Source organism: Pseudomonas glycinis, assembly GCF_054871425.1.
In genome coordinates this window covers 242,268-254,991 of the sequence record NZ_JBTYHF010000004.1, presented here as the reverse complement: position 1 = coordinate 254,991, position 12,724 = coordinate 242,268, and the positions used below count along the sequence as shown (strand labels likewise).

Annotated in this window: 18 protein-coding genes; 2 read left to right on the top strand and 16 right to left on the bottom strand. The window is 60.1% G+C overall.

The features are described 5' to 3' along the window. Window positions 1–66: 66 nt before the first annotated feature. Entirely contained in the window at window positions 67–492 is a 426-nt protein-coding gene (locus ACYSTU_RS11600; protein ID WP_007908738.1) for a PA3611 family quorum-sensing-regulated virulence factor, read from the top strand. Here the strand turns inward: ACYSTU_RS11600 and ACYSTU_RS11595 are convergent, their stop codons facing one another. After that, window positions 493–690 (bottom strand): hypothetical protein, encoded by a 198-nt coding sequence (locus tag ACYSTU_RS11595; protein ID WP_016770569.1) that lies wholly within the window; start codon window positions 688–690, stop codon window positions 493–495. 341 nt (window positions 691–1,031) lie between these two features. Between ACYSTU_RS11595 and ACYSTU_RS11590 the strand changes: the two genes are divergently transcribed. Continuing rightward, on the top strand, window positions 1,032–2,147 hold the full coding sequence (locus tag ACYSTU_RS11590) for an LOG family protein (protein ID WP_498998542.1): 1,116 nt from the start codon (window positions 1,032–1,034) through the stop codon (window positions 2,145–2,147). A gap of 58 nt (window positions 2,148–2,205) precedes the next feature. Here ACYSTU_RS11590 and recX read toward each other — a convergent pair whose 3' ends face one another. The 15 genes from recX to ACYSTU_RS11515 form a co-directional block, all read right to left on the bottom strand. Beyond that, window positions 2,206–2,676, bottom strand: coding sequence for a recombination regulator RecX (gene recX, locus ACYSTU_RS11585; RefSeq protein WP_024011877.1), 471 nt, complete (start codon window positions 2,674–2,676; stop codon window positions 2,206–2,208). A gap of 8 nt (window positions 2,677–2,684) precedes the next feature. Further along, window positions 2,685–3,743 (bottom strand): recombinase RecA, encoded by a 1,059-nt coding sequence (recA, locus tag ACYSTU_RS11580; protein ID WP_024011876.1) that lies wholly within the window; start codon window positions 3,741–3,743, stop codon window positions 2,685–2,687. A gap of 83 nt (window positions 3,744–3,826) precedes the next feature. Continuing rightward, on the bottom strand, window positions 3,827–4,327 hold the full coding sequence (locus ACYSTU_RS11575; RefSeq protein ID WP_038861108.1) for a CinA family protein: 501 nt from the start codon (window positions 4,325–4,327) through the stop codon (window positions 3,827–3,829). 67 nt (window positions 4,328–4,394) lie between these two features. Next, window positions 4,395–4,913 carry a lysis system i-spanin subunit Rz gene (locus ACYSTU_RS11570; protein ID WP_122751960.1) on the bottom strand — a complete coding sequence of 173 codons (519 nt, stop codon included), beginning with the start codon at window positions 4,911–4,913 and terminating at the stop codon, window positions 4,395–4,397. Continuing rightward, window positions 4,892–5,458 carry a glycoside hydrolase family 19 protein gene (locus ACYSTU_RS11565; RefSeq protein ID WP_498998531.1) on the bottom strand — a complete coding sequence of 189 codons (567 nt, stop codon included), beginning with the start codon at window positions 5,456–5,458 and terminating at the stop codon, window positions 4,892–4,894. Before ACYSTU_RS11565 ends, ACYSTU_RS11570 begins: the two co-directional genes overlap by 22 nt. A gap of 113 nt (window positions 5,459–5,571) precedes the next feature. Further along, the gene (locus ACYSTU_RS11560) at window positions 5,572–6,018 is read right to left on the bottom strand and encodes a phage tail assembly chaperone (protein WP_498998528.1); all 447 of its coding nucleotides are present in this window, start codon (window positions 6,016–6,018) and stop codon (window positions 5,572–5,574) included. Next, a complete protein-coding gene (locus ACYSTU_RS11555; protein WP_483587391.1) occupies window positions 6,019–6,906 on the bottom strand; it encodes a gp53-like domain-containing protein in 888 nt (295 codons plus the stop codon). Next, a complete protein-coding gene (locus ACYSTU_RS11550; RefSeq protein WP_498998525.1) occupies window positions 6,906–7,376 on the bottom strand; it encodes a phage tail assembly chaperone in 471 nt (156 codons plus the stop codon). The genes ACYSTU_RS11555 and ACYSTU_RS11550 overlap by 1 nt, the downstream gene beginning before the upstream one ends. Further along, the gene (locus ACYSTU_RS11545) at window positions 7,376–8,299 is read right to left on the bottom strand and encodes a hypothetical protein (RefSeq protein ID WP_498999108.1); all 924 of its coding nucleotides are present in this window, start codon (window positions 8,297–8,299) and stop codon (window positions 7,376–7,378) included. Before ACYSTU_RS11545 ends, ACYSTU_RS11550 begins: the two co-directional genes overlap by 1 nt. A gap of 137 nt (window positions 8,300–8,436) precedes the next feature. Continuing rightward, a complete protein-coding gene (locus tag ACYSTU_RS11540) occupies window positions 8,437–8,952 on the bottom strand; it encodes a phage tail protein (RefSeq protein WP_498998522.1) in 516 nt (171 codons plus the stop codon). After that, window positions 8,949–10,100: a phage tail protein gene (locus tag ACYSTU_RS11535; RefSeq protein WP_498998519.1), complete on the bottom strand. Its 1,152-nt coding sequence runs from the start codon at window positions 10,098–10,100 to the stop codon at window positions 8,949–8,951. Before ACYSTU_RS11535 ends, ACYSTU_RS11540 begins: the two co-directional genes overlap by 4 nt. A gap of 13 nt (window positions 10,101–10,113) precedes the next feature. Further along, window positions 10,114–10,713, bottom strand: coding sequence for a YmfQ family protein (locus tag ACYSTU_RS11530; RefSeq protein WP_042607028.1), 600 nt, complete (start codon window positions 10,711–10,713; stop codon window positions 10,114–10,116). Next, window positions 10,701–11,747 carry a baseplate J/gp47 family protein gene (locus tag ACYSTU_RS11525; RefSeq protein WP_498998516.1) on the bottom strand — a complete coding sequence of 349 codons (1,047 nt, stop codon included), beginning with the start codon at window positions 11,745–11,747 and terminating at the stop codon, window positions 10,701–10,703. The genes ACYSTU_RS11530 and ACYSTU_RS11525 overlap by 13 nt, the downstream gene beginning before the upstream one ends. After that, on the bottom strand, window positions 11,737–12,135 hold the full coding sequence (locus tag ACYSTU_RS11520; protein ID WP_498998513.1) for a phage GP46 family protein: 399 nt from the start codon (window positions 12,133–12,135) through the stop codon (window positions 11,737–11,739). The genes ACYSTU_RS11525 and ACYSTU_RS11520 overlap by 11 nt, the downstream gene beginning before the upstream one ends. Next, entirely contained in the window at window positions 12,135–12,644 is a 510-nt protein-coding gene (locus ACYSTU_RS11515) for a phage baseplate assembly protein V (protein ID WP_016771423.1), read from the bottom strand. The genes ACYSTU_RS11520 and ACYSTU_RS11515 overlap by 1 nt, the downstream gene beginning before the upstream one ends. Between the last annotated feature and the right edge of the window lie 80 nt (window positions 12,645–12,724).

Here is a 12,724-nt window from a genome sequence, read left to right as displayed (position 1 = left end):
TCGCCGCCACTGAACGCACCGCCCCGTGACGGGTCGAACCACCAGTCACCGAATCAGGAGAGTTTCATGCTGCGCCTTATCGTTCCCACCGCTGCCATTCTGCTGGCGTCGTCCTTTACCGCTCAGGCTGCGTCCCTGAGTGAGCAGAATCTGAACCGAGAGCTGCGCAACGTCGCCGCCCAAAGCAGCGTCGGCACGCCACGGGCGATCAATGAAGACATTCTTGATCAAGGCTACACCGTCGAAGGCACACAGCTGATCAACCATCTGAGCGTGCAAAAGAGCCACGCCGACAAGATGCGCGCCGATCCCAAGGCTGTGTATTTCCAGTTGGGCGCGTCGGTCTGCAACAACCCGTCGTATCGCAAGCTGATGGCCAAAGGCGCGATCATGCGTTACGACTTCACCGAAGTGAAAACCAACAAAGCGATCGGTTCGGCCAGCTATCAGGAATCCGATTGCCCGAAAGCCGCGCCAGCAAAGAAGAAGTAATCAGCGCGAAGCCTTGGCGCGCCGCTGTTCATCCTCGGCGCGCAGTTCCGCCACTAGCGCCTGCAGATAGCGCGAGCGGCGTTCGCCGCCGGCCAATCGTCGGCAGCACTCTTCTTCGAGACTCAATTGATGCGTCTCGGCCGACTCCTGCAACATTCGATACAGCTGAGTATCGATCTCCAGAACCACTCTGACCATGCATCCCGCCTCCTTGCCACCCACGAATCCTTGAATTGCCTGGCCTTGCGCAAGCGCAAGGTTGTCTTGCGACGTCTGTATTTGAGTAAATCAGAGTGATGGCCCTTTGCGACACGTTCAGACGAGCGGCGACGCTTTGGCGCAAACCAGTAAGCGGTTGCCAGGCAAAACGTTACAGCGCACTGTTCAAGTCAGCGCGAATGCGTGCGAGGGTCTAGATTGAGAGTATCCCCGATCATTCATTAACGGCAGAAATGGAACTGCCGGCCCTGTGTGTTTTTGCAGTGCGGCCCGGACGCTGGTTGTCCGGGCTACCCGCTCTGTACAGAAGGAGACGTTGAATGCCTTATCAACCGAATGACCTCTTGAGCCGTCATTTTCAAGAAAGCGGCGACCTCATCAGCCAGGTCGAAGCCCAACTCAACCGTGTTTCCACCGACAGCCCGAACATCCCCATCTACCGCGACATGATCCTGACCGTGCTGCGCATGGCTCAGGAAGACCACAACCGCTGGAACGCCAAGATCACCCTGCAAGCCCTGCGTGAACTGGAGCAGGCGTTTCGCGTGCTTGAGCAATTCAAGGGCCGGCGCAAAGTCACCGTGTTCGGCTCGGCACGTACGCCAGTGGAACATCCGCTATACGCGATGGCCCGCGAACTCGGCGCAGCGCTGACGCGTGCAGAGATGATGGTCATCACTGGCGCCGGCGGCGGCATCATGGCCGCCGCCCACGAAGGAGCCGGTCGAGATCACAGCTTGGGTTTCAACATCACCCTGCCCTTCGAACAACATGCCAACCCCACCGTCGACGGCACCGATAATCTGTTGCCATTCCACTTTTTCTTCACCCGCAAACTGTTCTTCGTCAAAGAGGCAGACGCGCTGGTACTGTGCCCGGGCGGGTTTGGCACCCTTGATGAAGCGCTGGAAGTGCTGACGCTGATTCAGACCGGCAAAAGCCCATTGGTGCCGGTGGTGTTGCTGGATGTTCCGGGCGGTACCTTCTGGCAAGGTGCGCTGGACTTCATCCGCAATCAGCTGGAAGGAAACCGCTATATCCTGCCGACCGATATGAAGTTGATGCGACTGGTTTACAGCGTTGAAGACGCGGTGGACGAGATCAATCAGTTCTATAGCAACTTCCACTCCAGCCGCTGGCTCAAGCGGCAGTTTGTGATTCGCATGAACCACAAGCTCAGCGACCAGGCACTGGCGCGGATGCAGGAGGAGTTTGCTGATCTGTGCCTGAGCGACCAGTTCCACCAACATGCCTACAGCGGCGAAGAACACGACGATGCGCAGTTCAGCCACCTGACGCGGCTGGCGTTTGCCTTCAATGGCCGTACCCATGGTCGTCTGAGGGAGTTGGTGGACTTTATCAATCTGCCGGAAAACTGGGCCGATTCGAAACCGCCCACTGCACAACGCTCACGCGAGCCTTTCAACGTAATTTGAAGGCAAAAAAAGGCCCGCTATTTTCTAAAAAATAGCGGGCCTTTTTTGTTGAATCGGTCTAATCGTCCATCCCTCGACCGCTGAACAAGCGGTTGATCATCTCCATCGAGAACCCCCGATACGCCAGAAACCGGCCTTGCTTGGCCCGTTCTTTCGCATCGATCGGTAAATGTCCGGAAAACTTGCGTTGCCAAGTATCCTGAAGCTGCGCCTGCCAGTTGATACCGCTTTCGCGCAGGGCGATTTCGATATCGGTACGTTGCAAACCCCGCTGGCTGAGCTCCTCACGAATTCGCAGAGGGCCATAGCCGGAACGGGCTCGGTAGGAGACAAAGCTTTCAAGGTAACGGGCTTCGGAAAGCAGCCCCTCTTCCGTCAAACGGTCGAGGGCTGTTTCGATCAGCTCCGCCTCGGCGCCGCGCTGACGCAGCTTACGCGTCAACTCGACTCGACCATGCTCGCGACGTGCGAGCAGGTCCATGGCGGTTCGCCGCACCGCGACGAGGGTATCCAGTACGGCGGTGGTCATCGCTGGTATCAGAGATCAGCGTCGGCCAGGTCGTCTTCGGTCTCTTTGACCGCCGAGGCCTTGGAGTCCGCGATCACCGCTGGCGACAGCAGCTTGTCACGCAGCTGCTTCTCGAGCTTCGCGGCGATTTCCGGGTTGTCCGCCAGGAACTTGGCCGAGTTGGCCTTGCCCTGACCGATCTTGGTGCCTTCGTAGGCGTACCAGGCGCCGGACTTCTCGACGAAACCGTGCAGCACACCCAGGTCGATCATCTCGCCGTTGAGGTAGATGCCTTTGCCGTAAAGAATCTGGAATTCGGCCTGACGGAACGGCGAAGCCACCTTGTTCTTCACAACCTTGACGCGGGTTTCGCTGCCGACCACTTCGTCGCCTTCCTTCACCGCGCCGGTACGGCGGATGTCGAGACGAACCGAGGCGTAGAACTTCAGCGCGTTACCACCGGTGGTGGTTTCCGGGCTGCCGAACATCACGCCGATCTTCATACGGATCTGGTTGATGAAGATGACCAGGCAGTTGGCGTTCTTGATGTTACCGGTGATTTTACGCAGCGCCTGAGACATCAGACGTGCTTGCAGGCCGACGTGCATGTCGCCCATTTCACCTTCGATTTCAGCTTTCGGTACCAGTGCCGCCACGGAGTCGACGATGATCACGTCAACGGCGTTGGAGCGCACCAGCATGTCGGTGATTTCCAAGGCCTGTTCGCCGGTGTCCGGCTGGGAAACCAGCAGATCATCGACGTTGACGCCCAGCTTGCCGGCGTACTCTGGATCGAGTGCGTGTTCGGCGTCGACGAATGCGCAGGTCGCGCCGGCTTTCTGCGCCTGGGCGATCACGGACAAGGTCAGTGTGGTTTTACCGGAGGATTCAGGACCGTAGATTTCAACAATACGGCCTTTTGGCAGACCGCCGATGCCGAGTGCGATATCCAGACCCAGAGAGCCAGTAGAGATGGCCGGGATCGCCTGACGGTCCTGATCGCCCATACGCATTACGGCACCCTTGCCGAATTGACGTTCGATCTGACCCAGGGCCGCAGCCAAGGCTTTCTTCTTGTTGTCGTCCATTAAAGTCCTCACGTAATCAATAAGGCCTGACGGCCAACACCTGTATAAGTAGCCAGTATTATTCCACAGCGTTCGAAGATCGCCTACCCCTGATTTTCGATTTCTCGTGCCGCTAGTCGCACAAGCCCCTCTAGCGCGGCCTTCACCGTTTGTCGGCGGACCTCATCACGGTTGCCGGGGAAGTGCTGAACCTCACTGTAAACCTCATCGCCAACACCCCAGGCCAGCCATACCGTGCCCACTGGCTTGTTCGGCGTGCCGCCGTCGGGGCCGGCAACACCGCTGACCGCCACGGCAAAATGCGCCAGGCTGTGCTGCTGCGCACCGCGCACCATGGCCTCGACCACTTCGCGACTGACCGCCCCTACCGTCTCGAACAAATCGCCCGGCACATCCAGCTGCCGGGTCTTCTGCCGATTGGAATACGTCACGTACCCCGCTTCAAACCAGGCCGAACTGCCCGGAATCCGCGTAATCGCTTCGGCAATCCCGCCACCTGTGCAGGACTCGGCGGTAGTGACATGGGCATTGAGCACTTGCAGACGTCGGCCCAGTTCTGCGGCCAGTTGGGTGGTCTCTTTCACGGCGAGCTCCGGATCGTGTGGAATGCCTTCACCGTACACGAGCCGGCCATGCTTTCAATACACAGAATCATTCAAGATGTTCGGGCGCCAGCGCTCTGACATAGGCCTGACAGGCCTGCAAGGCAATCAATCCACGGTCGCCGGTGTCGGTGATGGCGATAATTCGTTGAGCATGCGCCGGGTCAAGTCGGGCGCGTACGGCTGCAGAATCCACGCCGCCGGTGCCGGCGGTGGCTGGCACCGCACAGCCGTGGGCAACGTCGCCGGCGTCGAGAAGGACCGACAGCCGAACATCGGCAGTAGCAAGGCGATCGCGCAGGCGATCCTGATCACGTTGGGCATCGCTCAGCGCTCGGTAATGGGTTTGTTCACTCGCCGCGAGCCGTTGCTCCAGCGCCAGGCGTTTATCCTGCTCGGCCTGTTGCGCGGTGGCGGCGGTCAGAGTGAGTTGATTTTGCGTTTCGGCGTTTAACCGCGCTTGGTCGGCCAATTGCCGCCCGTAACGCCAGCCCTGAAACTGCCACGCCGCGGCGAAAGCCCCCGCCACCAGCAACAACAGGCCAATCACCCGCCAGGAGCCGGACATAGCACCGCCCTCGCCCGTGCCCAAATTTCCAGGCGATCCTGCAAGCCGTTCAACCCGCCGTTGATCCGCCGGGTGATGGTGTTGAACTGGTCCGCGTCGGCCAGTTCGTTCAAGCCCTTCTGCGCCCAGAACCACGCCGCCGATTCGGCGGCCCACTGCGGTTGTTCGAGCAGTTCGGGCAACGACAACAGACGCTCATCGCCAAACAAGCCGAGGCTGCATTGTCGATAGTTGTCACGACCGGTGATCTGGATCAGCCCGCGCCCTCTGTATTTTTGCCCATCGCCATCCGCCTCGGGCGTATTGCCCAGACGCAGCGCCAGGGTGCCGGTGTCGTATTTGCTCAGGTATTGGTTGTTGCCCAGTTCGCGCACGTAACGCAATTGGCCCGACTCGTGACCGACCTGAGCCAGAAAAGCCGCGATACGTTTTGGCGTATCGATGCGATGCCTGGCCATCGCGGTGTTGAGCGGCGAAAAAAAAACGCCCGCTTGAGAGCGGGCGTTGGGCATGATGTCGATAAGGTGTTTTTCATTTAATTGCATGATGCTTGATCCTCCCTGGATGTTGTCCCGATTGAATCACGGCTGGCGGCTTATGCTTGCCAGCCATTTATTTGCCAGAGTTTTCCGCGAAAGTATTTGTGAGTGACGCTGGGTCAGGGCGTCGCTACCAACCAGCGCGGTGCCAGCGGGCGATGCTCGCTGAAGGGAAAGGAAGACCCTTGCGGCCAATCGCGCAATTCACGTCGATAGGCTTGCAGTTCGGCATATTGTCCGGTGGTCAGCGTCGTGCCACCGCCATCCTCCAATTCATCGCGATCGCGTGCAACCATGCCATCGGTGGCTGCCAATTGCGCATTGCGCCATAGACGTTCAATGTCCTCGACTTCTTCTGCCGAGGGTGGCGGTGGATCTACCAGAATCGGGTAGCCATCGTCCGCACGCACCCCGATCATTTTCGCACTCACCGCCAGTTGCTGCAGCAGCGAGATCCAGTAGCCCTGAGGAATTTCGATGACGTCGTCGGGGATGTCCGTCGAGTTGATGCCGGGTACGTAAACACCTCGGGTGGTGGCGCTGAATAAAACGTTGAAGGTGTTCATTCAATAGCCCTTTACAAAATAGTTGACGGTGCAATTGGCAGCCAACTGCGCATTCGCATCGCGAATTTTCAAGGTGCAGCCCTGCTGGTTGGCGGCATTCAGCACGATCATTGCGGTATCGCCTCCCGCATGTGTGGCCACGAGCGAGAAATAGGCCCTCGGAAACGAGATTGGAAATGTCACGTAGACCAGTCCAGCAGCATTCGACAGACCTGAGCCCCATTGATCGATATTGCCGCTGGCGTGTTTTTGATATCCCTGGGCACTCGTCAATCCGGAAAAAAGCGAGGCATATTTCAGACTCGCCGTCCCGTGTACCGCCCAGGCTCCACTTTCCCTGACGATGGTGGCGCTCTCGCCACTGTTGATCACTATCGAATTCAACAAGACGCCCTGCGGGCTTATCTTGGCGGCGCCCGGGTGAGCAATCGTGACCGGAGCATTGCTGCGGCAGTGAAATGCAATGGCGGCGCCCATTGGAACCTTGTCGATGTCCGGCAGGGTCACGGTGTAAGGCGAGTTACCACCCAGACCTAACGACCAGCCCAGGTCAGCGAGAGTTAGTTGCGTAGTGGCAAGGATGTCACGCGCCCCCGCGTAGTTGCCAAGAGCCCGCTGAACATACTCGCAAGTCGCCGCCGAACGGCTGATATCGAAAGGTGCGGCGGTCCTAAAAAGCTGGGCGCTGCGCAGTGCGCCCAGCATTTGCGTGTTGGACGCTTCACTCGGCGTCAGCCCGCCGGCTTGAACGACACTCAGGATTTCCTGGGTGACACCATTGCCCCAACTCGCCGGAATCAGCGATCCCGGTCTGCCGTTCAGCGGGTCTTCATCAACAAAGCTACCATCCACCAACCCTGCGCTGGGGACGCTTTTTGGGTAATCCATTACTGTTCTCCTGTTTTGATAGCGAGCCATGCGGGTGCCAGAGGGCGGGCATTCAACGCCGGGAAAAGCGCTGAGTCAGGCCAGTCGCGCAATGCCTGTCGGTACTCAAGCAGTTCCAGATACTGCGTGGGCTTGAGCGATGTGCCGCGTCCCAGATCCTGTTCATCGCGATGCCGCGTGACTAACCATTCGGTCGTGGCCAGAGAGGCTTGGCGCCAGACAAGTGCGGCCGCAGGTTCCTCTTCCGCAACAATGGGAGCCTGAGCTACCCCACGGCTCTGCTGTGCAGGCAGTTCTTCGACGACTGCCGGAAGCCTGCTGATCGGCGCACCGATCTCGACCTCTTGACCCTCCAGCACGCGAACCATCGTATCGACGAAAGATGGAGCAAACAGTTGGCTGATCGCGTACTCACCGGTATCTATCCGTTCAACGACCACGCCGTTCTCGACCCGTGCATAAATAGCCATTATTCGTACTCCCAGATTTCACAGAAGGCGTTGCCGCCGACGCCGCTGACCACTGAGGCCGTGGGCAGAACCGAACATGAGCCGCTGCCCCCGGAACCACGGGTGCCGGCGCTGCCTGGGGTGTCCGACCCCGTGAACGGGCCGCCTCCGTCGAACGCACTCGCGGCTCCGCAACCGGATAGCAAGCCCCAGTTAGCGTTGCTCATGCCGAATCCACCCGAAATGCCCCGAGCATTGCAAAGATTTCCGCCCGTCACGGTCCCGCCAACACCGCCCTGAATGAATCCAGAGGATGTAGCCGACGTCACGATCGCCAGTTTTTGCCCACCACCACCGCCCGAAACACTCATGTAGGCGCCAAAAGAAGCTCCACCGCCCGCCAGGCCTGTGGAGTTGCTGACCGCACCACCCGCGCCCAGCGAAACCGGGACACCGGCGAGCATTTGCGTGGTAACGTCATACAAGCTTTCCGCGTAACCACCTGAACCGCCACCTCCCCCCAGAATCTGGGTGCCCGCCGGCACCGGCCCACACCCGCCACCGGAACCACCCGCACCCACCAACCGCACTCGGATCCGCTTTGCTTTGGGATTTGGCTTGTAAACCGTAATACCGACCGTCTCGATCTGTCTGACCGCCAGCAGCCGCCCCACCGCATCGGTGATGCCGTAACCGGCCAATGTGGTCGGGGTATTTTTCAGTTTGGTGAAATCGACCAGTGCACCGATCGCACTGGCGAGTTGATCCGTTTTGGCCTCATCGGGTGTCAACCCGGCCGCCTTGATCACGTTGAGAATCTCTTGTGTAACGCTGTTGCCCCACACCGCCGGAATCAACGAACCCGGTGTCCCCGCCACCGGGTTTTCATCGACGAAGCGGCCATCGACCAGTCCGACGCTGGGTACGCTTTTTGGATAATCCATAAGATGTTCGCTCCTTTGAAATGACAAATGACCGGCATCGGCAAAACGTTCTTCGCCTACCTGTTCACGGTCTGTTTTCAGAAATAAAAAGCCCACATCTAAGTGGGCTTGGGTGACGCAGAACTGAGGTTTTTGATTTAGCTGGATGGACCGTTGACCAGTTCGCGAATGGCGACCGATGCTTCCTCAGCAGAGCTGCGCGCCCGATCCATGTTGCCCTTGGCAGCTTGGGCGCGAATCTGCGCTTTGGCCTTCAGGCGCAGGGTACGCAGCGCCAACAGATGGTCGGTCAGTTGATCGGCCATGCTCAGAATCTGCTCGGTGGCCTGTTTGGCGCTGCGGCCTTTGACAACCCACGCGGCGACCGACAGCGGCACTTCTTTTTTTGGGTAACCGGCGTCCTGATAAGCCTGCGCGTCGGCGGCGGCCTGGGCGTATTCCATGGCTTTGAGCGGGTCGCCGGCCAGCACCGTGCGGACGTTATCAGCAGCGGCGTCGATCATGCCGCAGAGGCGTTCGGCTTCCAGCAGTTCCAGTTCGGCGACCCTGCCCGCATTAAGCTGCCATGCTTCACCGACCCACTCATGGGCAGGAGAAGGCTGTGCAGCACGCAAACCGTCCTCGAACTGATGCATTTCTTGAATGATGATCATCGGATCAACTCCCAGGAAAGATTGATATTCACCGCTGCTGTAAAATTGATCGCAATACCGTTGGAGTAGTCGCTTGGAAGGATATTTTTAATACCCATGCTCAACAGCAATTCGTCACTTGTTCCGTTATCAGCACCGAAGGCGTGTTCGGCTTGATAGGTCTGCCACAGGGAACGCAACATGCTGTGGTCGAAGCTGGCGGTCAATGTCGAAACGGTTGTGTCATTCACCTCGTTGTTGGTAATAACCCGCACCGTCTCACCCGCATTGGCCCAGCCGTCCCAGTTGCTCGACGTGGCAACCTTCGGGTTGAGAAAACAGTAGTTGGCGCCCAGCCATCCGGGTGTAGCAAAATTCACAGCTGTGACTTGCGTCGGATGCGGCGTCGCGTTGCCCACCACCAGACGAGCGGCACGAGCATGCGGGTCAAGTGGCAGGTACACCACACCATTACCGCTGATTGTTTGCGTCCACGACAAGCGACTGCGGTTATAAATCGGCCGGACAATTGGTACCGAGCCGGGACCAGCCGTCACCACCCATGCCAGACAAAGATCCAGCGTCGTCGATTGGAAACCGCCTCCCGCCGCTCCATTGTTCGTGCCCTTCAAACCCTCCGGTGTAGCGTCATAAATCGTGCCGCGCTGCATGTAGAAGGTCAGCACGCCCGCAACCACTTGCGCACGCAGAAAGTAACCAGAGTTGGGCAAAAGATCGGCACTGCTCCAGGCTTGTGTCGTAAATGTGCGCGGACGACCCAACTGACCTGCCAGCACTTCTTGGCCCAGGCTGATCAGTACGCCGGGCAGAATAGATAACCGACCGCCACTGGTAGCAAACGCGGTCGGTGTGATTGGCAATCGCCCGTCCGCCGTAGCGACGGTGGCGGTTGGCAAGGCGCCAATCGGCAACGCCGAATCCAAATTCCAGCCCTTGGCCGAAACGCTCTGAATCGCTTGCAACAACTGATCGTATTTCTTCTCATCCGGTGTCAGGTCCGCCGCCTTGATCACGTTAAGAATTTCCTGCGTAACCCCGTTCCCCCAATCCGCCGGGATCAACGATCCCGGCGTCCCCGTCATGGGGTTTTCATCAACAAACTTGCCGTTCACCAGCCCGGCACTGGGCACACTCTTCGGATAATCCATCCCTCATCCCTCCCTAGTCATAATTGATATGCACCTTGGTATGCGCCGGCGCGCTGCGGTGGATCAGGCATTCCAGCGCCGAGCCCGGGTTTACGCCGAAGCGCTCCCCCCAATAGCTCGCGCCGTAACGCCGGCCGAGCAGCAAGCGCCCGCCGGTATTGAGCGTCCACATGAACTGTGCTTCCCAGGTGCCCCAATGCGCCGAGCCGAAACGAGCGCGGCCCATGCGTGGGGCTTCGTGTTCGGTGATGCTGGCGTTGGGGTAACCCTGGCTTTTGGCGATGTCGAGGTAATAGCCGACAGCCTGGCTGCCGACCGCGAGCAGGCGGCGGCGTACGGCGAGGCGGCGGTCGTCGAACAGTGGCGTGGTGCCCAGGCACGGGTCGGGCAACTGCATGACGCGTTCCCAGTCCGGCACCAGTTCGCTGACGCCGGCCGGGTCCATTTCGTTGAGCAGGTCGGCGGCGCGCGCATCCAGACGAGCCAGTTCGACGGCGACGCCTTGCAACACTTCTTCGAGTTCCGGCACGCGTTCCGGATCCCATGCCGGGCCACTGGGCAGCAAGGCGCGCAACTGCGCCTGGTATTGCGCGGCGGTTCTTATGCCCCCCATACGCAGCCTCCGAAAGTCAGCAGTTCGCTTTGCCCGGCCGGCACGTCAGCGGCTGGAGCAGTGAGCGTGTGATCGTATTCGCCGCCGGCGCTGCTGATCGCTTCGCGGATATGGCTGATCAGCAACGGCACGCCGAGGTCAGCCTCGCGGTTGTGCAGATCGCGCAACTGCGCTTCGACGGCGGCGCGCACCGCGGTGGTGTCCGGATTAACGCTCTTGAAGCGATACACCACCGGCACCTGAACCGGTCGCTGCATGTGCACTTCCGCGGTCACCGGACGCAGCGGTTCGATGTACTCCTGAACCTCCGCCAACTGTTCATCGTTCGGCACCGGTTGCGGATCATCGTCGCGCATGATGAACACGGTTACGGTGCCCGGGCCGAGCAAGCCACCACGGCACCACGCCCGCGTCACGCCCGGCACTTCCAATGCCCAGGTTTCGTAGTCGCTGGCCGCGCCACCGTGGGGAATCACGCGGTAGGAACGGATGACCCGCGAGCGCAGCGATTCGAGGCTTTCCCGCGCCACACCGCCGCTGAGGCCCGGCGCCAGCACCACGAAGCTGTTGCCGACAATCCCGGCAATCGGCTGCACCGGGGTCAGCGTCAGACCGGCGTCAGCGTTGCCGAGACTGCCGGCCTCCAACGCGGCAATTGTGGTGTTGTTGCTGCCATTGACCGTGGTGCGCGCGGCGGTGACTTTGTAGGTGCGGCCATCGTTCGCTTGCAGCAGCGTGTCAACGTCGAGCACCGCGCCGGGAGTGGCGGTAAAACTGACGCTGCCGGTGGCCACTTGCGCGGCTTTGCGCGGCTGATTCAGGCGCAGCGCTGCGATGCGTTCCAAGGTTGACTCATCGGCTTTGTCGGGCAGGATCTGCTCGGCAATCCAGTCGAGATAACCGTACAGACCATAAGCGGCGCCGCCGAGGGTGCGGGCGAGCACTTGCGCATCGGACTGGCGCAGCGAATCGCCGGCCAGGTCGCTTTGGGTGCGCTTGATCAGCACCGGCAGCGAAGGGGTTTCAAACGGCATAGATCACCTGCCAACTGTTATCGGGGTTGATGTCCAGACGTTCGCCGTCGGCCAGGGTCAGGACCGTGCGCAGGTTCAGGCGCTGGGCGTCGAGGCGTTCGCTGATGATGTCGATGGCGCTGCAGTGGCCGTCGTCGAGTAGCCATTGCAGGGCTTCGCGGGCATAGAACTCCGCGTCCATCTGCGTCTGCCGGGTCAGCTTGACCCGGCGCAACAGCCACAGCCGCGAGCCGACGCGATCGTCGGCAACCGTGGGAAAACTGTCGCCCCACCAGCCGAAGCGTTCTTCGTCATCGAGGGCATCGTCATCGGCGGCGCGACGCCAGGTGAACAGGCTGATCAGCACCGCGCGGGTCAGTGCGGCGTGGAGGTTCTGGCTGATGAACATCACTGGCCTCCTGCCGGCGCGCCGGTCTGACCGTTGCCGGCCTGCACGCCAACATGCACGTGTTTGATCTGGCTGATGCCGCCGGCCAGTTGATCACCGGTGGAAACGATCTTGCCGGTCTGGTTGATCACCGGCGTGTCGAAGTTCACCGCGCTGCTGGCGCGGATGTTCAGCGTGGCGGTTTCGATGTCGATGATCCGTCCGCGCTTGAAATGAATTTTGTCGCCCTCGTCGGTGTAGATCGCCACTTCACCGGCAGCGAGTGCTTGCAGGCGATAGCGGCGGTCGGCGATGACCAGGGCGATGGCATGGGAACGGTCGCCGCCGATGAAGGTGACGACCCCTTCGGCTCCCGCCAGCGGATGGCTGGTGAAACCGTAGGGTTCGAAGTGTTCGAGGTCGTCGTTGATTTCACCGGCGGTGAGGCGCATTTGCAGCGATTGCAGCTTGGTTGCCGAATTGGCGAGCACGACAGTGCCGCGCGCCAGCAGGCGTGTCAGTAGGCTCATGGGGTGTCCTTGAAAAGAGTCGCCCGAATGGGATCAGTGTGGGAGCGAGCCTGCTCGCGAACGCGGCGGGTCAGGCGCTG